General features: G+C 63.6%; 19 protein-coding genes and 2 pseudogenes. 8 read left to right on the top strand and 13 right to left on the bottom strand.

Features of this window, described 5'->3' with window-relative positions; translation table 11 throughout:
- The first annotated feature begins 17 nt into the window (after positions 1-17).
- Genes ACTHNR_RS01585 through ACTHNR_RS01575 form a run of 3 tightly spaced genes read left to right on the top strand, consistent with a single transcriptional unit; the run spans position 18 to position 4,505 of the window.
- Positions 18-2,069 (top strand): TonB-dependent receptor plug domain-containing protein, encoded by a 2,052-nt coding sequence (locus tag ACTHNR_RS01585; RefSeq protein WP_440545655.1) that lies wholly within the window; start codon positions 18-20, stop codon positions 2,067-2,069.
- 1 nt (position 2,070) lies between these two features.
- Positions 2,071-2,610, top strand: coding sequence for a YfiR family protein (locus ACTHNR_RS01580; RefSeq protein WP_440545654.1), 540 nt, complete (start codon positions 2,071-2,073; stop codon positions 2,608-2,610).
- Entirely contained in the window at positions 2,607-4,505 is a 1,899-nt protein-coding gene (locus ACTHNR_RS01575; RefSeq protein WP_440545653.1) for a bifunctional diguanylate cyclase/phosphodiesterase, read from the top strand. Before ACTHNR_RS01580 ends, ACTHNR_RS01575 begins: the two co-directional genes overlap by 4 nt.
- Before the next feature lie 15 nt (positions 4,506-4,520).
- Here the strand turns inward: ACTHNR_RS01575 and ACTHNR_RS01570 are convergent, their stop codons facing one another.
- On the bottom strand, positions 4,521-5,549 hold the full coding sequence (locus tag ACTHNR_RS01570; RefSeq protein WP_440545652.1) for a hypothetical protein: 1,029 nt from the start codon (positions 5,547-5,549) through the stop codon (positions 4,521-4,523).
- A gap of 496 nt (positions 5,550-6,045) precedes the next feature.
- Here ACTHNR_RS01570 and ACTHNR_RS01565 point away from each other — a divergent pair, with 496 nt between their 5' ends.
- Positions 6,046-6,306 (top strand): DUF3820 family protein, encoded by a 261-nt coding sequence (locus ACTHNR_RS01565; protein ID WP_440545650.1) that lies wholly within the window; start codon positions 6,046-6,048, stop codon positions 6,304-6,306.
- A gap of 7 nt (positions 6,307-6,313) precedes the next feature.
- On the opposite strand, the gene ACTHNR_RS01560 is transcribed toward ACTHNR_RS01565, so the two are convergent.
- The 8 genes from ACTHNR_RS01560 to ACTHNR_RS01525 all read right to left on the bottom strand — a co-directional run bounded on the left by ACTHNR_RS01560 (position 6,314) and on the right by ACTHNR_RS01525 (position 14,412).
- Positions 6,314-7,093, bottom strand: coding sequence for a 4'-phosphopantetheinyl transferase family protein (locus ACTHNR_RS01560; RefSeq protein ID WP_440545648.1), 780 nt, complete (start codon positions 7,091-7,093; stop codon positions 6,314-6,316).
- Positions 7,094-7,234: 141 nt separating this feature from the next.
- Positions 7,235-8,398, bottom strand: a complete 1,164-nt coding sequence (locus ACTHNR_RS01555; RefSeq protein ID WP_440545647.1) for an aldose epimerase family protein — start codon at positions 8,396-8,398, stop codon at positions 7,235-7,237.
- A gap of 135 nt (positions 8,399-8,533) precedes the next feature.
- Entirely contained in the window at positions 8,534-9,115 is a 582-nt protein-coding gene (gene msuE / locus ACTHNR_RS01550) for an FMN reductase (protein ID WP_440545646.1), read from the bottom strand.
- Between the two features lie 60 nt (positions 9,116-9,175).
- Positions 9,176-9,949, bottom strand: a complete 774-nt coding sequence (locus ACTHNR_RS01545; RefSeq protein ID WP_440545645.1) for an ATP-binding cassette domain-containing protein — start codon at positions 9,947-9,949, stop codon at positions 9,176-9,178.
- On the bottom strand, positions 9,928-10,791 hold the full coding sequence (ssuC, locus tag ACTHNR_RS01540; RefSeq protein WP_440545644.1) for an aliphatic sulfonate ABC transporter permease SsuC: 864 nt from the start codon (positions 10,789-10,791) through the stop codon (positions 9,928-9,930). The genes ACTHNR_RS01545 and ssuC overlap by 22 nt, the downstream gene beginning before the upstream one ends.
- 102 nt (positions 10,792-10,893) lie before the next feature.
- The gene (gene ssuD, locus ACTHNR_RS01535; RefSeq protein ID WP_440545643.1) at positions 10,894-12,054 is read right to left on the bottom strand and encodes an FMNH2-dependent alkanesulfonate monooxygenase; all 1,161 of its coding nucleotides are present in this window, start codon (positions 12,052-12,054) and stop codon (positions 10,894-10,896) included.
- Between the two features lie 20 nt (positions 12,055-12,074).
- Positions 12,075-13,070, bottom strand: coding sequence for a sulfonate ABC transporter substrate-binding protein (locus tag ACTHNR_RS01530; protein WP_440545642.1), 996 nt, complete (start codon positions 13,068-13,070; stop codon positions 12,075-12,077).
- A 184-nt stretch (positions 13,071-13,254) separates the two neighbouring features.
- The gene (locus ACTHNR_RS01525; protein WP_440545641.1) at positions 13,255-14,412 is read right to left on the bottom strand and encodes a pyridoxal phosphate-dependent aminotransferase; all 1,158 of its coding nucleotides are present in this window, start codon (positions 14,410-14,412) and stop codon (positions 13,255-13,257) included.
- A gap of 38 nt (positions 14,413-14,450) precedes the next feature.
- Here ACTHNR_RS01525 and ACTHNR_RS01520 point away from each other — a divergent pair, with 38 nt between their 5' ends.
- The 3 genes and pseudogenes from ACTHNR_RS01520 to ACTHNR_RS01510 all read left to right on the top strand — a co-directional run bounded on the left by ACTHNR_RS01520 (position 14,451) and on the right by ACTHNR_RS01510 (position 16,452).
- On the top strand, positions 14,451-15,113 hold the full coding sequence (locus tag ACTHNR_RS01520; protein ID WP_440545640.1) for a GntR family transcriptional regulator: 663 nt from the start codon (positions 14,451-14,453) through the stop codon (positions 15,111-15,113).
- A gap of 296 nt (positions 15,114-15,409) precedes the next feature.
- Positions 15,410-15,865, top strand: a pseudogene (locus ACTHNR_RS01515) (ComEA family DNA-binding protein); the annotation flags it as partial.
- A gap of 122 nt (positions 15,866-15,987) precedes the next feature.
- A complete protein-coding gene (locus ACTHNR_RS01510) occupies positions 15,988-16,452 on the top strand; it encodes a YidB family protein (RefSeq protein ID WP_440545639.1) in 465 nt (154 codons plus the stop codon).
- A 6-nt stretch (positions 16,453-16,458) separates the two neighbouring features.
- Here the strand turns inward: ACTHNR_RS01510 and ACTHNR_RS01505 are convergent, their stop codons facing one another.
- Together ACTHNR_RS01505 and ACTHNR_RS01500 are read right to left on the bottom strand one after the other, a co-directional pair.
- Positions 16,459-17,181 (bottom strand): ProQ/FINO family protein, encoded by a 723-nt coding sequence (locus ACTHNR_RS01505; protein ID WP_440545638.1) that lies wholly within the window; start codon positions 17,179-17,181, stop codon positions 16,459-16,461.
- 195 nt (positions 17,182-17,376) lie between these two features.
- Positions 17,377-18,447 carry a LacI family DNA-binding transcriptional regulator gene (locus ACTHNR_RS01500; protein ID WP_440545637.1) on the bottom strand — a complete coding sequence of 357 codons (1,071 nt, stop codon included), beginning with the start codon at positions 18,445-18,447 and terminating at the stop codon, positions 17,377-17,379.
- A 178-nt stretch (positions 18,448-18,625) separates the two neighbouring features.
- Here ACTHNR_RS01500 and ACTHNR_RS01495 point away from each other — a divergent pair, with 178 nt between their 5' ends.
- A complete protein-coding gene (locus ACTHNR_RS01495) occupies positions 18,626-19,894 on the top strand; it encodes an ABC transporter substrate-binding protein (RefSeq protein WP_440545664.1) in 1,269 nt (422 codons plus the stop codon).
- A gap of 30 nt (positions 19,895-19,924) precedes the next feature.
- On the opposite strand, the gene ACTHNR_RS01490 is transcribed toward ACTHNR_RS01495, so the two are convergent.
- Positions 19,925-20,716 carry an ATP-binding cassette domain-containing protein gene (locus ACTHNR_RS01490; protein ID WP_440545636.1) on the bottom strand — a complete coding sequence of 264 codons (792 nt, stop codon included), beginning with the start codon at positions 20,714-20,716 and terminating at the stop codon, positions 19,925-19,927.
- Positions 20,716-20,820, bottom strand: a pseudogene (locus ACTHNR_RS01485) (ABC transporter permease); the annotation flags it as partial. The pseudogene ACTHNR_RS01485 and the gene ACTHNR_RS01490, both read right to left, overlap by 1 nt.

The following is a 20,820-nucleotide window of genomic DNA, read 5'->3' as shown; positions in this document are numbered from 1 at the left end:
GAAAGGATGAGCCGTCGATGCCTCAACCTTGCTCCATGCTTTCGGAACGAACTATTCACGGGCGAAGCCCGCATTCGCTGCGCCGTCTTGCGCTGGCGCTGTCGATGCTCTTCGCGACAGGCGTCGTCCGCGCAGCCGCGCCCGCCGCCCCCGCTTCGGCCGGCGAGCAGACCGACCTCGCCTCGATGCCACTGGAAGCGTTGATGCAGGTAAAAGTTAGGACTGCTTCGTTGTTCAGCCAATCGGTGGCCGACGCGCCGGCCGCGGTTGTCGTGCTGACGGCCGCCGATATCAAGGCGTTTGGCTGGCGCACCCTGGCTGACGCTCTGGGGTCGCTGCCCGGCTTGTATACGACGTACGACCGCACGTATTCGTATCTGGGCGCGCGCGGGTTCCAACGCCCCGGCGACTACAACAGCCGCTTCCTGCTGCTCATCGACGGGATGCGTATCAATGACTCGGTGTACGATCAGGCGCCGATCGGCGACGATTTCCCGATCGACATGGATCTCGTCGAACGCATCGAGTATGTTCCGGGCCCGGGTTCAGCCATCTATGGGGCAAACGCGCTGTTCGGCGTGGTGAACGTCGTCACGAAGAAAGGCAGCAACATCGACGGCGCGCAAGTGGCCACCTCCGTGGGCAGCTTCGGCGAGAAACGCGCACGTGCGACCTACGGCTGGCACGGCGGCAGCGGCGCGGACCTGGTTTTATCGGCGAGCTCGTACGATCGCAGCGGGCAGAGCCTCTACTTCCCCGAATTCGATACGCCCGATCAGAACAACGGGGTCGCACAAAACCTCGATTACGACCGTGCGCAACAATTGTTCGCAAAGTTCGCGTATGCGGGCTTCAGAATCAGCGCGGGTTACGGCAATCGGACCAAGGGCGTGCCGACTGCGCCCTACGACGCCGTCTTCAACACGCCCCAAAGTACCACCGATACGCACAGCTTCATCGACGCCACTTACAGCCGCGCGCTCACGAGCGGCCTCGAAATTGCATCGGAGGTGTATTGGCAGCGCTACGACTACTCGACCACCGGCGCGTACGGCGATCCCGCGATTGCGGATGTCGACGGCGACAAAGCCATTTGGTACGGCGCCGACATCCACGCCACGTTGACCTCCATTGCGCGTAACAAGCTCGTGGTGGGCGTAAGCGCCATGCGCAACGCGCGGCGAAATCAGTTCAACTACACAACCGATCCTTACCTGCTCGTCCTCGACGATCGCCGCAGCAGCAATTCCGTGGGCGTGTATGCCGAAGACGAAATTCAACTGCCTTGGCGCTTTACGTTGAATGCGGGGCTGCGCGTCGATCGAGAATCGGTATCCGGCACGACCGCCAGCCCGCGGCTGGCCCTGAACTACAAGCCGACGAACGCCGATACGTTAAAGCTGATCTACGGCCTCGCCTATCGCGCGCCGAACGCCTACGAGCTTTATTACACGGTGCCGCCGCCCGGCGGACAATCGGGCAACCCTTCGCTGAGCGCCGAACACATCACGACGACGGAATTCGTCTATGACCGCGCGTTCGGAGAAAGTGCGCACGCGACGGTTTCGCTGTTTCGCTACGACGTGCGCAACCTGATCACGGAAACGCTCGATCCGTCCGGCAACTTCGTCTTCGAGAACACCAATCGCGTTCAAGCGCGTGGGGTTGAGATTGCGTACGAGCAGGACGTCGCCTCCGTCGCAAAGATCCGAGCCAGCTATTCCTGGCAACTCGCCCGCGACGGCGATACCGGCGCCGTGCTGCAAAACTCGCCACGGCACCTAGGCAAGCTCAATGTGACCGTACCGCTCTTTGACGGGGCGGCGCGTATCGGCGTCGAAATGCGGTGCGCATCGGCGCGCTTGGCGCTTGCGGGCTCGGCCGCGGGATATTGCCTCGCCAACATGAGCGTCGGGAGCGAACGCCTCGTCCCTCACGCGGACGTCTCGTTCTCCATCTACAACTTGACCGACAAGCGCTACGCCGACCCCGCTGGCCCCAACTTCACGCAGAACGTCATCCCGCAGCAAAGCCGGACCTTCCTGTTCAAGCTCGTCTATGGTTTCTGACATGCGAGCCGCAAGACCGTCCTTCGTCCGCCCCTGCATCGTGCTCGTCGCCGTGGCCGCCTTCACTCGCCTATGGACGCCCGTGCATGCGCAGGTCGACCTGTACTCGCTCGAAGCCGCCTATATCTATAACTTCACGGAATTCACCGAGTGGCCGCCCGCGCGCGCGGGCAGCGCGCTCGTCGTCTGCGTCAATCCGCACACGGCACTCGGCGCCACGCTGGCCAAACTCGAGGGTCGCCTCGTCTCCGGCAAGGCATGGAGCGTGAAGCCCATTCCGGACGGCGCCGCCATCGCCGGCTGCAGCGTGCTCATCGTCGACGATGCCGCGTCCAGCGCCGCGGCGCGCGCAGCGAGCGGCCGCGACGTTCCGATGCTCGTCGTACGCGCCGCCGAATCGGATGCGAGCGACGGCGCCTATGTGGTTACGCTCGTGCGAGACGGCGACCGGCTGCGCTTCGACATCGACAACAAGGAAGCGGTACGCCGTCATCTCGCGCTCAGCTCGAAGCTGCTGCGCCTGGCAAGGAACGTGTCATGAATCAGAGCGGCCAACCCAGCCCCAGCCCCATGAAGGAAATGGCGCGCGTCAAGCTCGCCGGCTTCGGCGTGGCCTTGCTCGTCTCGGGTCTCGTCCTGCTCGTCTATCAGGCCCTTTCCCTGCGCTCGGCCTTGACCGTCGACGCCACGGTGCAGGCCGATATGATCGCCGACAACGTGTCCGCCGCGCTCATGTTCGAGGACGTCCGCTCCGCGCAGGAAGTACTGCATTCTCTGCGAAAAGTGCCGTACATCGAGAGCGCCGGCATCTACACCGCCGACGGCAAGCGCTTCGCGGCGTATGCGAAACCGGGCTTGTCGGAGCGCGACGCCACGGAAGCGGCGCCGTCCAACGTCAAACCGGTCAAGCGCCGCTTGTCGTTCGACGATGTCTTCGTCGCGTCGACCATCGCGCAGAACGGTAAAACGCTGGGTTCGGTCGTCGTCGTCGCCACGACGGAGCAAATGACGCACGACTTGCTGCACTACGCCGCCTTTATCGTCGGCGCGTCGCTATGCGCGCTATGGATCGCCTTCGTCGTGACCTCCCGCATGAGCGCGCGCATCTCTCAGGCGGAAAAGAAGCTCGAATATCTCGCGTCGACCGACCCGCTGACGGGCCTGCCCAATCGCCGCGCATTTTATGACGAGCTCGCACAGCGGCTACAGCGCGGCACGCAAACGTGCGCGCGTGCCGCGCTGATCCTCGTCGACTTGGACGATTTCAAAACGGTCAACGATACGCTCGGCCACGGCGCCGGAGACGAGTTGCTCAAGCATGTCGCGCTCGTGCTGCGGCAAAGCGTGCGCGGCGCGGATCTCGTGAGCCGCATCGGCGGCGACGAGTTCGCCGTGCTGGTTTCGATCGCGAAGGAAAAGGCCGAAGGGATTCGAACGGCGGAACGCATCGCCCGCGCGCTCGCTCGTCCGTTCGATTTGCCGCGGGCGAGCGTCGTCGCCAGCGCAAGCGTGGGCGTCAGCGTTTATCCGGACGACGCCGTCGACGTGGCCTCGCTCGTGAGCAGTGCGGACATCGCGCTCTATGCCGCCAAAAACGTGGGCAAGAACGCCGCGGTAGAGTTTCACCCGAGCATGACCGTGGAAGCGCGCAGGCGCGCCCGCCTAGAGACGGAATTGCGCAAGGCCATCGAAACCGATGGCTTGCATGTCGTCTACCAACCGCAATTCGCCTGCGGGTCGGGCCGTTTGCTCGGCGCCGAAGCCCTCTTGCGCTGGAACCATCCGGTCGACGGAGACATCGCGCCGAGCGAATTCGTTCGGGTAGCCGAGGACAGCGACCTCATCGTTTCTTTAGGGCAATGGGTATTGCGTCGCGCGTGCCGCGATGCGGCGCGTTGGAACGCCGAACACGACAGTGCGATCTACGTGGCCGTCAACGTATCGGCACGCCAGTTGCGACAGACTCAGTTCAACGAAGACGTGGAGGCGGTGCTCGCCGAAAGTGGCCTTTCTCCGAACTTGCTCGAACTCGAGCTGACGGAGAGCCAACTGATGGCGAACATGACCGCCGGCGTCGAAGCGATGCGCCAGCTGCGCGCGGCCGGCATACGCTTGTCGCTCGACGATTTCGGCACGGGCTACTCATCGCTGTCGTACCTGCAGTCCTTCCCCGTGAACACCCTCAAGATCGATCGCGCCTTCGTGAAGCCATTGCCGCAGGCGGGACAGCCGATCGTCACGGCCATCATCTCCATGGCCCACAGCTTCGGCATCGCCGTCGTAGCCGAGGGTGTCGAAGAACCCGCGCAATTGGCATGGCTTAGCGACGCGGGCTGCGATATCGTCCAAGGCTATCTGACAGGTCGGCCGACGTCGTACGAAGGGATCACCGATCTCTTGCGCAGCGCATGCGAGGATTCCGCGCCTTTGAGCTAGGCCTTATGCGGCCCGCTACTGATCGGCGTTCGCCGCCGTAAACGCGCTGAACGCCGTATGCGGCGGATCGATCGGTGCGAGATCGTTCTGGATGATCCCGAACGTCCGATCGCCGCTGAGCAACACGTAATACATCACCGCCTGGATACCTTCGTTTTTGCGCGCCGCATAAAAGCGCTGCAGTTTTTGTTTGACATAGTCGGCACGGAACTGCTCGTCTTCCTCCGGCGCCGCATTCCACTCGGTAATCATGAACGGCTTGCCGTATCGCGCCTTGCAGTAGGCCGGCAAATTGAAGCCCGGGCCCGCGCCGTCGACGCCGATCTTGAAGATGTCGCCGTACGGTTGGTAGTTGTGCCACGTGGTGATGTCCCAGCGCATCTTGCGATAGCCGCCCGAGCCGTCCGGCTGCTCGCCGTCCCACAACATATCCGACGCCGCAACGTCGGCGACCGTGAAGTTCACGCCGCACTTCGCGCTGGGCTGCACCGATTTGATTCCGTCGATCATCCCTTGGATCGCGCCACGCAGAATCGGCCAATTCTTATTGTTGAAGTCCTGGGGCTTCGTCCCTGCATTGGTCGAATCAAGAATGATCGCGCGGTCGCGCGTGAGCTCGTTGCCGCATTCGTACATCTTGACGCCGTGCGGACCAAGCGCTCTGGCGATGGCGGCCGCACCGGCGCGATTTGCGACATACGCATCGCGCTCGCTCGCATACAAGTTGCCGGCGCTGTCGCGCAGGCCGTAGTTGACGAGCGGCAGCAGCGTGAAGCCCACCGTGCGGAATGCATCCGCCAACGCAATGACGGGCTTGAGCTGCGACGGCGAATTCACGCAGCCGACGCGATAGCTCGTGCATCCGAGCGCCTGCAGCGTCGCGATGAGCTGTTGGGGCGTAAACGGATAATCGTAGTGCCCGTTGATGCCGTAGAACGCCCCCGTGGGGACTTCGAGGGGAACGCGCGGGTCGGTGCACGGCCGCCAACGCTCGGCCCAGGTGTGCACATAGAACTGATCGTTCGTGCCGCGTTGGTAAATCATTCCTCCATACCACAGCAAAAGACTCACGTCGTAGGAGTCCGGGTCCTTTACACCGTTTTTGTAAATGAATCCGCTTTTTACCGTCCAGACATTTCCCTGCCGATCGACGATCGAAGAAGCGGAAGGAATGACCGTTCCATCGGTGGATTCCGCAGCAACATTGCTTGCTGCGATAGCTTCGCCTGCTCCTGCGCCACTCAATGCAACGAGTACTTGGCCGCCCGCAATGGCAGCCATTTGGCCCAGGAATCGGCGTCTCTTGGTGATCACGTTAAGTGCCTCCATGGTCAATCAGGTGAGTTGGGTACGCGGCTTGCGACGCGCGGCCACTCTGACCATCGGACACTCATAAGAGTTCGAATCGTTTTCAATTTTTATTCCCGATTTTTCGGGATGTTTTACTATACGATCCGTCACTTTTTGTGAAATCTAGCAATATCGCCGCGGTGCACGCGCGGTACGTCAGTCCCCTCTTTTTTGCAAAAAAGGCCTGCTCGTGAATCCGCAAGACCTGGAACGCCTCGTGACGCTGGCCATGCCGTTCGGCAAGTACAAGGGCAGGCTCATCGCAGACCTACCCGGCCATTATCTGAACTGGTTTGCGCGGGAAGGCTTTCCGCCGGGCGAGATCGGCCGCCTGCTCGCGCTGATGCAGGAACTGGATCACAATGGTTTGCGGCCTCTGCTCGATCCGATTCGGAAACCAGCGAGCGAAGCGCAGAGATCCGGCCTCGAGCAGCCCCCCGATAAACCTTAGGCAGCCGCTAGCGATCGGCCGGGGCGTTGGACGCGTTGGACGCATCGGACTCTTTCGACCAAGCGACGCATGCCGCGTAGCCCGCGGGCGCATCGCACCAGCACGCGTCGTACGCATGCACTCCGAGCGATGGAGAATCGCTCGCGTCCAAGATCGGCACGCGTGGAGCAGCGCTCATGTCGCCCAGCACCGAAAACCGATCGAGGCCGCCCGCGATTCCCACGCCGATCGCCTTGAGCAGCGACTCCTTGGCGGTCCAAACAGCGAAGAAGGCGTCTAGCCGCGCGGCTTCCGGCAGCGCCTCGACGTACGCATGCTCGCTCGGTGCGAATACCGCTCGAGCGAGAGAGCGCCAATCGAGCGCCGCGCGTTTCGATTCGATGTCGACGCCGACCCTGCGCCCATGCGACAGCGCGATCAACGCAAAGCCGCCCGAATGCGAAACATTGAAGTCGAACCCGCGGGGCGGATCGGCGACGCTGGGCCGACCCGCCTCGTCGTAGCGAAAGCGCACGCGTGAAGGCTGCATGTCCAAGCACGCGGCGATCGACTCGCGCAGCACGGCGCGGGTCGTCGAATATCGCACCGCATCTTCAGGCCGCAGAAAACGCGCGGCGCGCGCCCGCTCGTCATCGGTCAGGAACTCGAATACCGAAGACTCGCGCGCGATATCGAAGTCGAAGGCGATACGCTGCAGCTCCACCCCCGCGGCGGCGGCATGCGGCACATCTAGAACGTGGACATCGAACCTGCTGGAACGATAGATGGACGGAACAGCCTTCGACATGGATGCAGCCGGCGCGGCACGCACGCCGAAGTCATGAAAGTGCGCCCATGCTATCGCGATTTCGCGCGGCGGCGCTTCTGGCCGAGCATCGGTCGACGTTTCGTCTGTGCTTCGCCTGCGCTTGGTTAGCGCACGAGCGCACTAACGCACGCCCAACTTCCAAACCGTGACTTCGTGCAGTGTCTGCCCCGGTTTGAGTTCGGTCGTGGGGAACGTCGGCTGGTTCGGCGAATCGGGAAAATGCTCGGCCTCGAGCGCGAACGCATCGGTTTGGCGATAGGCCGAGCCGGAGCGCCCGACGACGCTGCCATCGAGGCCGTTCGCCGTATAGAACTGCAAACCAGGCTGCGTCGTGTAGACATCGAGCACACGCCCCGAATCGGGATCGTAGGCGCGGGCGGCGAACGCCGGCGTGTCGTGGCCGCCGCCGTCGAGCACCCAATTTTGATCGTAGCCATGCGCCCAAATGAGCTGCGCGTACGCGTCTCTCAAATGCGCGCCGATCGGCGACAATCCGCGCAAGTCCATAGGCGTACCGGCGACCTCACTGATTTCACCTGTCGGTATCGATTTGTCGTCGGTCGGCGTGTAGCGCGAGGCCGCGATTTCTATCATCTGCCGCTCCACGTTGCCGCTAGCCTCGCCGGCGAGATTGAAGTAGCTGTGATTGGTCAGGTTGACCACGGTGTCCTTGTCCGTCGTCGCGCGATAGTCGATGCGCACCTCATCGTCGTCGGTCAACGTATAGGTGACATCCACCGTCAACGTGCCCGGAAAGCCGTTCTCGCCGTCGGGGCTCACATAGCGCAGTTGCACACCCGCCTCGGTCGGTTGCTGGAATGTGCGCACCGGCGTCCAGACCTTCGAATCGAAACTGTCGGGGCCGCCGTGCAGGGTATTCGGCGGATCGTTGGTCGGCAGGCGGTATTCTTGCCCGTCGAGCGTAAAGCGCCCGTTCGCGATTCGATTGGCATAGCGGCCGATCAGTGCGCCGAAATGAATGTTGCCGTTCAAACGCTCGTAATCTTGAAGCGAGCCGAAGCCGAGGACGATGTCGGCGCGGCGTCCATGCCGATCGGGCACATCGAGTTCCGTGACGATGCCGCCGTAGGTCATGACTTTCAGCGTGACGCCGTATCGATTCGTGAAGGCATATTCACGCACGTCCTGGCCTGCCTGAGTGGCGCCGTAGCGGGTGTCCGAAACCGAGACCGCCGCTGCCGCGGGCAGACAAGCGAACGTTGCCCATACCGCTGCGAGCGCGGCAAGGACGGGCGCGGGCGATCGATGAAACGAGCAGTTCATGGCCGAATGTCCGATGGGTCCGCGGGCCTTCGGGCGAAGGCCCCGCAATGGGTGCTTCGACCGGACAGCACGCGCCGTGCCACTGTCGTGGCTTGGCATGCGTCGGTCCATCCATCCGCCCTGCTTCCGCTATCGCTAGACGGACAAATGCTCCAGCTCGGCTTGCTCGGCTACGCTCGGCCGAGCGCTTAGCCAAGGCACGGCGCGCTCGGCAGCGAGCGCAATGCGACCGCGCAGCGCGGAGCTCGATATCTCATAGTCGGCAAAGTCGCGCGCCGACGCGTAGACGCCTATCGGCAGCGTGCGTGCTTGAAAAAACGCGAAGAGCGGCCGCAATTGATGCTCGATGACCAGCGCGTGACGATCGCTGCCACCCGTCGCCGCCAGCAGCACCGGGATATCGACAAGCGCCTCGGCGGCGATGAGGTCGAACAAGTGCTTGAACAGACCCGAATACGAACCGCGAAAAACGGGGCTTGCGACGACCAAAACGTCCGCGCCTTCGATCGCGCGCAGATGCGCCTGCTCGACAGCCGACAGGCGGCTTCGATCGAACGTCGCGCCGATCTGCGGCGCGATTTGCCCGAGCTCGACGAGATGAAGATCGATCGGCACACGATCGGCCAGCGCCGCGACGATGGCGTCGACCAACGCCAGCGTCCGCGATGGACGTTGCAGGCCGCCCGAAACCGCGACGAGTTTCAATCTTTGCGTCATGTGAAGTTGTCCCAAGTTTGAATCGACTCGCACCGAATGACCCATGCGAGCAACGGCGAATCAGCCGACAACGGCGTGCTCTTCGACGAGCGACAGCATGCGCTCGAGAATGCGCGCCTCGATCTCGGCGACATCGGCGGCGGCACGTACTCTGGGCCGCGGCAGCGCGATCCGCTCGTTTAGCGCGATGCGCCCGCCTTCGACCAGCACCACGCGATCCGACAGCGATACGGCTTCATGAACGTCGTGCGTGACGAGGAGCGCCGTAAAGCGATGCGTGCGCCAAAGGCGTTCGACGAGCCGGTGCATCTCCAAGCGTGTGAGCGCATCGAGTGCGCCGAATGGCTCGTCGAGCAGCAACAGCGCCGGGCGATGCACGAGTGCGCGCGCCAGCGCCACGCGTTGACGCTGCCCGCCCGATAATCGAGCCGGCCAATCGCGCTCGCGCCCCGCCAAGCCCACTTCGCTCAACGCGGCCCGCGCCGCGTCCCGCTCGCTCGACGCCAGCCCGAGCAAGACATTGCCCAATACGGTCTTCCACGGCAGTAAGCGCGCGTCCTGAAACATCAGGCGCGTCCGCGCGGTGGCGCCCCGTGTTTCGCTCGCCCGCGGTGGAAGGATCGTTCCGGCGTCCGGCGAATCGAGGCCGGCCACAAGCCGCAGCAGCGTGGATTTTCCGCATCCGCTGCGGCCGATGATCGAAACGAACGCGCCTGCCTCGATCGACAAATCGATGCGATCGAGCACGACGCGATCGCCATAGCGCTTCGAGATCGATCGAAGCTCGACGGCCGCCTCCTTCGTCGCCCCGCTCATGCTTTCGCTCCCCGCCACGTCGCTTGACGGTTGAAGGCTTTGTTCGCCCTCAGTCCCTTAAACACCCGCGAGATCGCCGAAGCACGGGCTGCCCGATGCGGCGAGCGCCATGGCAACAGCCATGCCTCGGCCAGTCGTGCGACGACGTCCGCAAGCTTGCCCAGCAGCGCGTATAGAAGGATGCCCACGATGACCACGTCGGTTTGCAAGAACTCCCTCGCATTCATCGTCATGTAGCCGATGCCCGACTGCGCGGAAATCGTCTCCGCGACGATGAGCGTCACCCACATGAGCCCGAGCGCGAACCGAACGCCGACGAGAATGGAGGGCAACGCGCCGGGCAGCACGACCTCGCGGTATAGCCGGAACCCATGTACCCCGTAGCTCCTCGCCATTTCGACGAGCGCGGCGTCCACCGAGCGGATCCCGTGAAACGTATTGACGTAGATCGGGAAGAAGACGCCGAGCGCGACGAGGAACAGCTTGGCCGGCTCGCCGATTCCAAACCAAAGGATGACGAGCGGAATCGTCGCGAGCACCGGGATGTTTCGTACCATCTGCACCGACGAGTCGAGCGCGGCCTCGAGCCGGGTGGAGCATCCGGTCGCCAACGCCAACGCAAAGCCGATGCCGCCGCCGATCGCGAAGCCGCCGAATGCCCGCGCCGCGCTGACTTTGACGTCGTCCCACATCTGTCCGTTTTGCGCGAGCCCCCAGGCTGCGTGAACAACGGCCCAGGGCTCCGGCAAGATCCGGGCGGAGAGCCAACCGGCGCGCGCGCAGGCCTCCCACGCGACTAACGCCAACAGCGGCAAGATCCAAGGCGCAATCGGGTCGATCCAAGCTGCCTTTCTATTCACGGTCTTTTCCCTTTCTCAGGTTACGGCTATTACATAGGAATCCTAATTAACATTCCAAACCGCGCGAACCGACCGCGGATCGCGGATCGCGCTAAGCGGCGTTCAGCTTTGCGACACTTTCGGCAGGTACGAATTGCCTACGATCTCGCCGAACGGTCCCGTCAACGGCGAACCGATCCGATCCCGAACGTGACCGGGCAAGCGGGGAAATACGAGTTCCGAGAAACGGTAAGCTTCCTCGAGATGCGGATATCCCGACAAGATGAACGTGTCGATCCCCAACCGCGCGTATTGCTCCATCCGCGCGGCCACTTGTTCGGGATCGCCGACCAGCGCGGTGCCCGCGCCGCCGCGCACCAGCCCCACGCCCGCCCAGAGATTCGGGTAGATCTCGAGTTCGGCCCGCGTACGGCCTTTGCCGCCATGCAAGGCAGCCATCCGCCGCTGCCCTTCCGAATCCATCTTTGAAAACGCAGCCTGCGCCCGTGCGACGGTCGCATCGTCGATACGGCTGATCAAGCGATCGGCCGCGGCCCAGGCTTGCTCCTCCGTTTCGCGGACGATGACGTGCAAGCGAATGCCGAACTTCAGTTCCCGCCCTTTCGCCCCCGCTCGTGCGCGCGCGTTGGCGATCTTTTCGGCGACGGCGTCGGGCGGCTCGCCCCAGGTCAGATACGTATCGACGTGCGAAGCGGCGATGTCGATTCCCGCGTCGGACGACCCGCCGAACCACAGCGGCGGATGCGGCGTCTGCACGGGCGGATAAAGCAGCTTTCCCCCGTTCGATTTCAGATAGCGGCCTTCGAACTGGACCGCTTCGTTCGATTCGTGGGCCGTCCTGAAGTGCTTGCGCCAGATCGTCAGGAATTCGTCCGTGATGCGATAGCGCGTATCGTGATCGACGAACAGCCCATCGCCTTCCAGCTCGGCTTGGTCGCCGCCCGTCACGACATTGATGAGAAGGCGCCCCTTCGACAGCCGGTCGAACGTGGACGCCATGCGCGCCGACAGCGCGGGCGAGCTGAGTCCGGGCCGTATCGCGACCAGGAACTTCAGCCGCTGCGTTGCGGCGATCAAGCTCGAGGCCACGACCCAAGCGTCTTCGCAGGAGCGTCCCGTCGGCAGCAGCACCCCTTCATAGCCGAGCGTGTCGGCGGCCACGGCGATTTGCCTGAAGTAGTCGTAGCTCGCGTGGCGTGCGCCTTCGGCCGTGCCGAGATAACGGGAATCGCCATGAGTAGGGATGAACCAAAATACTTTCATTCTGTGTTCTCCGCGCTTCGCTATACGAGCCATCGCGCGTCGCTGACGGCGATTTGTTTCGGGATCAATTTCAATTCGCTGAACGTATCGGCGATGCGCTGCTGCGCTTTCAGGATCGGCGCCGTCACGGGAACGACGCCGTATGATGAACGCCGCGCCGCGACTTCCACCGTGGCGGCGTCCAGCCCCACGAGCGGAGCGAGTTCCCGAGCGACCTGGGCGGGATGTTCCCTCGCCCAAGCATCGACTTGCGAAAGCGCATCGATCACCGCGTGTACGAGTTGCGGCTGCTCGGCCGCGAAACGTCGCGAGGCCAGGTAGAACTGAAGATTGTCGACCAGGCCCGTGCCGTCCACGAGAATCCGCGCCCCCGCCTGACGCTCGATCGCGGCGAAATAGGGTTCCCAGATCACCCATGCGTCCACGCTGCCCTGCGTGAACGCGGCGCGCGCATCGGCCGGAGGCAGGTAGACCGGCTGAATATCGGCGTACTCGAGGCCTGCGTGTTGCAGCGCGCGCACGAGCAAGTAGTGCACATTGGAGCCGCGGTTAAGGGCGATCTTCTTGCCCCGCAGTTGCGCGACCGTGGCGATCGTCGAGCCGCGCGGCACCACGATCGCCTCGGATTTCGGGGAAGAAGGCTCGTTGGCGACATAGACGAAATCGACGCCCGCCGCCTGCGCGAAGATCGGCGGCGTCTCGCCCACCGTGCCGAAATCGACCGCGCCCGCGTTCAAACCTTCGAGCAATTGCGGCCCGGCGGGGAACTCCAACCAGCTCACCGTCACGCCTTGCGCGGCCAAGTTCTTCTCCAACGTGCCCCTCGCCTTCAGCAAGACGAGCGTGCCGTACTTTTGATAGCCGATGCGCAGTGTCTTGCCGCTCGCATTCGCCCATGCGCTTCGAGGCTTCGCCAAACCCGATACGCCGGCCGCAAGCGCCGCCCCGCCCCAAAGAAAGGACTGCAAGAGACGGCGGCGAGCGCGCTCGCGCGGCGTCGTATCGGTCGAGGGCATGACTTCTCCTTGGCGCGCGGCGGCGCCCGTCTTTTTAGATCGCATGGGTCGTTGAACCGAAGGAAGATCGGCGTTGCCGCCGCAGCGGCAACCGGAAGCGTCAGTCTAGAAAAGACGGAAGGCGAGGAGAACGAATGAATTCAGCTTTGCTCTGGACGAGGCGCGATATGCGGCTGTCGAGGCGTCACATGCTCCACGCCGTGCGCACACGTGCACGGATGTCCGCGAGCCGCTCTACCGATTCATTGGCGAAGACGAAGCGCAGATAGCGCCCGGCTTGCGGCCCCCACCCTTTCATCGGCGTGGCCGCGACATCCGCTTTCGTCAACAGCAAGCGCGACGCTTCTTCCGGCGCGAGCCCCAATCGTTCCGTGTCGATCAGCAACGACCAGCCGCCGTCGGGACGCATCACGGGCAGATCGCCGAGCGCCGACAGCAAGAAGTCGCGCCGCGCCTGCCACACGTTCACCGCATGGGCGACGCCATCGTCGCTGGAGGTCAACGCGGCCGTCGCGCCGGGCATGCCGATGCCGACCTGACACACCACGTTCGACAGGCTTGTCAACCGCACGTCGTTCATGATGCTCGCGGGGCCGACGATCCAACCCACGCGCCAACCGATCATGCGAAATTCCTTCGACACCGAACCCACCGTGATGGTCCGCTCGCGCATTTCTGGAAGCGAGGCGGGATGAATGACGGGCAAGCCGTCGAAAACGATGCGCTCCATGGCCGCGTCGTACACAAGCCAGGCATCCGCACGTCGACAATGCGCCGCGATCGCTTCCCATTCCCCCGCGTTCGCGACGAAGCCGCTCGGCATCGACGGCGACATGACGAGCAGCGCCCTTGTGCGCGGCCCGACCGCTGCGGCGAGCGAGTCGAGATCGAGCCGCCAGCCGTCGGCGCTCGGAATCAAGCGGGCGAACTTGGGCACGCCGCCCGCGAGCCGCACGCGATTGATGAGGCCAGCGTACGTCGGGTCCGTCAACACCACTTCGTCGCCCGCCTCGAGGATCGACAGCAAGACGTTGAGGATGCCCGCGAGCCCGCCCGCCGAGACAATGCATTCGGCATGTGGGTCATAGCGCACGCGCGCCGATCGCTCGATGCGCGCCACGACCGCCTCGCGCAACGCCACCTGCCCCGTGAACGGCAGATAGCTGTTGGCGTCGTCGTCGTCGATCGCCGCGTGGGTTGCAGCAAGTGCTTCGGCGGGAGGCTTGAGGTCAGTGTCGAGATTCTCCAGCCGTAAAATGTTGCGGTTGTGCTTCGCATCGGCGGCGTCGCCCATCTTGTCGACGCCAATGCCTGGAATTTCCGTAAGACGCGAGACTGTCATGGACTCCTCCGTTCCTCGATTGGTTTTAATATATTAAAATGAAGAAGTCACCGACTGCAAAGTTTTTTTCGGAGTCGCTTGCCGAACGCCTGCGCGAAAGGATTCTGCGCGGCGAGCTGCCGCCCGGCGCGCAGCTCAGGCAAGACAAGATCGCTCAGGAATTCGGCACGAGCCACATTCCGGTGCGCGAAGCGTTCGCGCAACTGGAGGCGCGCGGGTTCGTCACGATCATTCCCAACCGCGGCGCATTCGTCTCATCGATGACGCGCGACGAAGCGGAGGAATTGCAGGCCATGCGCGTCGCGCTCGAATTGCTGGCGCTCGATACCGCCATCGATGCATTCACTGCCGACGATGCGCAAGCGGCGCGCGCCATCCTCGAAACCGATCGCCAAGCGCACGATGTCGACGAATGGTCGAAGGACAATTGGGCGTTCCATCGCGCGATCTACGCGCCGTGCGGCAAGCGGCATTTGATGGGCGTGCTCGAATCGCTTTGGCAGAAGGCCGATCGCTACCTGCGGCTCGTTTGGCAACTGGCGTCATGGCAAAGCCATTCGTTCGCCGAGCACCTGCGCATCCTCGAAGCCGTCGAAGCGAAAGACAAACGTCTTGCGAAACGCTTGACGAAGGAACACATTACGGCTGCGGGCCAGGTCATGCTCGAAGCCTTGAGCAGTCATCGCGCCGGCATGGAATGACCGTGCACGGTGCGGTACCGGACAGAAGAGCGTCACGAACAGCCGGCATGCTTCCAAGTTGCGGCGCGGGCCTACGTCGCCACATAGTGGGCCGCGTCGGAAGCGCCGGCTCAGCCTCGGCTTGCAAGGCCGAAGTTATCCCCACATTCTGTTGGCAATGCTGTGGACAAGCTGCAGATTAACAACGTAAGTTGTTGATCGGATTGAAAACAGAACGCCGTGCTCGCGTTTTGTTGCGCGTGGCGCATTTCGGCGTAAATCGTTTTCGTTTTCTTCGTCGATCGGGAGTCATGACCATGCTGAAGAAGCTCGTTTTGCTGCTCGCCGCACTCGTCGTATCGATTTCCACCGCGTTGGCCGCCGCCGTCGACGTGAACACGGCCGATCAGGCCGCGCTCGAATCGCTCAAAGGCATCGGCCCAGTCAAATCGAAAGCCATCATCGAAGAACGAACGAAGAACGGCCCGTTCAAGGATGCCGACGACCTGGCCAAGCGCGTCAAAGGCATCGGCGCAAAGACTGTCACGAAGCTGGAAGCCGAGGGGATGACGATCGGCGGTGGGTCGGCGCCGCCCAAAGCAATGAGCGGTGCGCCAAGCAACGCACCCGCGAAGACGGTCAAGCCTTCGGCGGGCGCATCGAGCGCGCCGACGACGGCAATGCCCGCGTCGAACGCGCAAGAAACCAAAGCGACCGCAAAGTCCAAGAAGAAGAAAGGCAAAGCCAAGGCGGCTTCGGCAGCATCGGGGGCATAAGCGCCCCCGCAGTCCATCCGCCCTCACGAGCGCCGCTTCAGCCTGACATCGGCCGCTCGGCGCACCCATTCTTTCGGCGCCCGAATCGCGGGCCACGCCGCTTTCACAGGAGCATCATCATGGGTCTACTCGATATGATCGGTTCGGTCCTCGGACAATCCAATACCGACGGCCAACCGCACCCGACGAACGCGCTGGCGGCGGTGATGGAATTCGTCAACAACCAGCCCGGCGGGTTGAACGGCCTCATTGCCCGCTTCCACGAGCAAGGAGCCGGCGAAGTCATTCAATCGTGGATCAGCAGCGGCCCGAATCAGGCCGTCTCGCCCGATACGGTGCAGAACGTCGTCGGCTCCGGGGCCCTGAACGAATTGGCGAGCAAAGTGGGCGTTTCGCCCGAGCAAGCCTCGGCGCTGCTGGCGCAAGTGCTGCCGCACGTCGTGGACCATGCGACGCCGAACGGCGAAGTCCCGCAGACCGGCCAGATCGACATAGCCGGCGTGCTCGGATCGCTCTCGCAGAGCGGAGGAATCGGTTCGTTGCTCGGAGGGTTGCTAGGCGAGAAGGCGAGCGGAACGCCCTAACGACGGTCAACCTTGCGGTTGATCCCGCGATACCTCTTGTAATGGGGCATCGCCGGCCGCAGGCGCTTCGGACGCCTGCGGCGCCTCGTTCGTCTGCGCCGCACCGGCCGCGACATCGCCGCTGTTTTGCGCGGCGCCCGCTTGCACGGCGCCCGCTTGCACGGCGCCCGCCTTCTCCTTCGGCTTGCGTCGGCCGCCGGCCCCACCCTTTGCTTGGTTTCGGGCAAATGCGGCATCGCGCGCCGTGACGACGCCCGCCGACGCGCCCGTCAGATCGACGCGCGCCGCGCCGTCCGTCAAGCACGCCCAGTAGCGACTGCCGCGACACCAGGTGCTGACCGCCTCGCGAACCTCGGCTTCGCTCAGTTGAAGCTCGGACGCCTGCGCGATCAGGTCGGCAAGAATCCCGACCTTCAGCGGTACTTTGGGGGCCGGATTCTTCGGAAACGCAGCCGGAAAGCGCTTTTGCAGCTTCCCGATGACGCGGACGACCGGATCGACCGGGGGCGCGGATTTTTCGCTAGGCCGGGCGTTGCCGCTCGGGCGCGCCGCACGGGCAGGCCGATCGCCCTTGGCGGACGGCGCCGCGCCTGGCTTCGGCCCCGGCCTCGGTGCGTGCTTCGGCCCTTGTTTCGCCGCCGGCTTCTCGGCCGCCTGCTCCTGCTGCTTCTTCAACTTCGCTTCTTTCGTCAGCTGCGCCTTGAGCGCAGCCAGTTGCTCGAAACCCATGCTCTATCCTGTCACCGCGTGCCTGAATCGGGACGACAATAGTATCAGCGTCGCGGCCTCGCTGCCGCATGGACCGACACGCGACATCGATCTGCGCGTTGTCAGCATGCCTATCGGGTCAATCTTCGCGGCAAATGGAATGAATGAGCGTCGTTTCACGTCGTCCTGTCGTCCGCTGCGAAGGCGTGGCGATTTTCATGTGCTTTCCCGAATCATGAGTTGAAATCCGAGATCGATGCGGCGTTTTGCCGGCGCTTCGCCGTTGACGATCTGCAACAGCATGCGCGCTGCTTGCATCCCCACCTCGTAGCGCGGCGTCGCCACGGTCGTAATGGACGGCGCCGATACGGCGGCGAACGGCAAATCGTTGAACCCCACCACGGCAAGCTCCCCCGGCACCGATATGCCCTGCCGCCGGCATTCGAACAGCACGCCCAACGCCAGATCGTCGTTGCAGCAAAATACCGCATCGCAATCGGGCGCCTTCGCGAGCAATTCGCGAAGCAGCCGGCAGCCGAGCGCGGCGCTGGACGGATCCTCGGTCAACACTTCGAGCTCGGCATCGAGTCCGGCCGCGCGCAAGGCGCGTCGAAACCCGGCACGCCGCTGCATCGTGCGAGGGTCCAGCTGCGCCGCGATGAATGCCGGACGACGCACGCCGCGCTCGCTCAAATGCGCACCGATCGCGAAGCCCGCGCTACGCTGCGAGAATCCCACCGACCACTCGTCCCCCGGCACGAGATCGAACATGTGCACGAGCGGCACGCTGGATGCCGCGAGCTGCCGGCGCACCACCTCGGAATTGTCGATGCCCGCCACGAGAAAGCCATCGGGCGCATGCGAAAGATAGGCCGAGAGCAGCTCGGCTTGCCGCACCGGGTCATACCCCGTGTTCCCGATCAGCAATTGGTATCCGGCGGAGCCGATGCACGCCTGCACGCCGGCGATCGTTTCGGTGAACACGGCATTGGACAGCGAAGGCACCAGTACGCCGATCAGCTTCGAGCTCGCCGACGCCAGCGTGCGCGCGGCGCGATTCGGAATGTAGCCGAGCTGCGTCACCGCGGCTTGCACCCGCTCTCGCACGGCCGCCGAGACGAGGCTCGGATCGCGCAGCGCGCGGGAAACCGTCATCGTGCTGACTTGCGCAAGATGCGCGACCTCCTCGAGCGTCACGCGCCCGCTTTGCCGGCGGCGTGCATTGCCCGCGACGCGGCCCTCCCCGCCCTGCGTACGAATCGATGGATTGCTTTGAGGTTTGCTCATGGCTCGAGAGTATCGCCGGTTTGGCCGCTGACAAAAAGCCGACAGACATGCGACAGGGTTCCTCCTAGTGTGGAGGTCGTGATGTTAGCGCTACCATCGTTCCGCTTAAAATCCGTCAACCTTGTCCGCCGCAAGCCGGCGTTGGAGGAAACCGATGCATTCGACTCAGAACCCGAGCATGCGCGCGCGCAAGCCCTTTGCCGCGCTGACCGTCGTCGCCGGCGCATGCGCCGTACTCGCGGCCGCACCGATGCAAGCCCATGCGGCGAGCGTCGAGGTGCTCCATTACTGGACGTCCGGCGGCGAAGCCAAATCGGCTCAGTTGCTCAAGCAGATGCTCGAACAAAAGGGCGACACGTGGGTGGATTTCGCGGTCGCCGGCGGCGGCGGCGGCAATGCGATGACGGCGCTCAAAACGCGCGTAGTGGCGGGCAATCCCCCCGCGGCCGCGCAGATCAAGGGTCCGGCCATTCAGGAATGGGGCGACGAGGGCGTGCTTCTGCCGATCGACGACGTGGCCAAGGCCGGCAATTGGGACCACCTGCTGCCGCCCGAGATCGCGCGCATCATGAAGTACAAAGGCCAATACGTCGGCGCGGCCGTCAACGTGCATCGCGTGAACTGGCTTTGGATCAACGCCGATGCGCTCAAGAAGGTCAACGCGCAGCCGCCGCAAACCTGGGACGACTTCTTCAAGGTGGCCGATGCCCTCAAGAAAGCGGGCATCACGCCCGTGGCGATCGGCGGTCAGCCGTGGCAGGAAGCGGAAACCTTCGAATCGGTCGCGCTTGGCGTGGGCGGCCCGGATTTCTACAAGAAGGCGTTCGTGCAGCTGGACCAAGCAACGCTCAAAGGCGCGACGATGGTCAAGGCGCTCGAAACGTTCAAGCGCATCCGCGCTTACACCGACGAAGGCCAGGTCGGGCGCGACTGGAACATGGCCACGGCGATGGTGATCAACGGCAAAGCCGCGATGCAATTCATGGGCGATTGGGCGAAGGGAGAATTCACCGTGGCGGGCAAGACGCCCGGCAAGGACTATTTGTGCGTAGCCGCGCCCGGATCGCAAAAGGATTTCACGTTCAACGTCGATAGCTTCGTCTTTTTCAAGGTGAAGACCGCCGGCGTCGAAAAAGGCCAAAAAGATATGGCGGGCCTCTTGATGAGCCCCGCCTTCCAAGAAGCCTTCAATTTGAACAAGGGCTCCATTCCCGTTCGGCAGGACGTGAGCCTCGCCAAGTTCGACGATTGCGCGAAGAAATCGTCGGCCGACTTCAAGGCGGCGGGCGCATCGGGCGGACTCGTACCGTCCTGGGCGCACGACATGCTGGTGAGCCCCGCGGTGGAAGGCGCCTTCTACGACGTGCTCGGCAACTACTGGACGAGCAAGGACGAAACCGCGCAGCAAGCGGCGGACAAGCTCGCCGCCGCCGCGAAAACGAACTGACGCGCTCGATTCCGAGCGGCGGCGGCGAGATTAGACGCGCTCGCCGCCGTTCGAGCGCTCGCGCATCGCCCGATACTCGCGGCGCACGATGTCCATGAGTTCGGGCACCGACGTCTTGGCGCTGTGCTGCTCGTAGGTAACGCGCCCGCGCTGCATGAGCATGATGCGATCGGCGATGTCGAGCGTTTGCGCGTAGTTGTGCATGATCATGACGATCGACAAACCGCCCTTTTCCTTGAGCCGCATGATCAGATCGATGATGAGCCCCGCCTCGCGTGCGCCCATCGCGGCGAGCGGCTCGTCGAGCAGCAGAATGCGCGCGTTCGAGTTGACCGCGCGCGCAACCGCGATCGCCTGCCGTTGCCCGCCCGATAGCCGTTCGACGGGCAGCGTGACCGACGGCACGTGCACCCCGATATCCTCCAGACACTGCGCGGCGCGCTCGCGCATGGCTCGATGATTCAGGAAGCGGATCGGCCCCGGGTAGACGATCTCGCGATTCAAGAACATGTTGTGATAGATGCTCAATGAATTCGCGAGGGCGAGATCTTGATACACGCACTCGATCCCGAGCGAGCGGGCATGATCGACCGAGCGCAGCAGCGTCTGTTCGCCGTGAATGGCGAGCTCGCCGCTCGTCTGCTGCTGAAAACCCGTCAGGATCTTGATCAGGGTCGATTTGCCCGCGCCATTGTCGCCGAGGATGCCGAGGATCTCGCCTTCCTCGAGATGCAGCGATACGCCGTCGAGCGCCGTGACGGCGCCGAACCGTTTGACGATATCGCGCGCCTGCAAGGCAAGCGGCGCTTCATGTTCAGCCATCACGATCTCCCGCGCCGGCCAAGCCGCGCCATGTGGATGTTGAAGATCATCGCGGCGAGAATCGCGGCGCCGAGAATGATGTTGAACGTGAAGGCATTGATGCC

It is taken from the genome of Trinickia sp., from assembly GCF_051954495.1.
Taxonomy (GTDB): domain Bacteria; phylum Pseudomonadota; class Gammaproteobacteria; order Burkholderiales; family Burkholderiaceae; genus Trinickia.
This window is presented reverse-complemented; position numbering and strand designations above follow the sequence as displayed.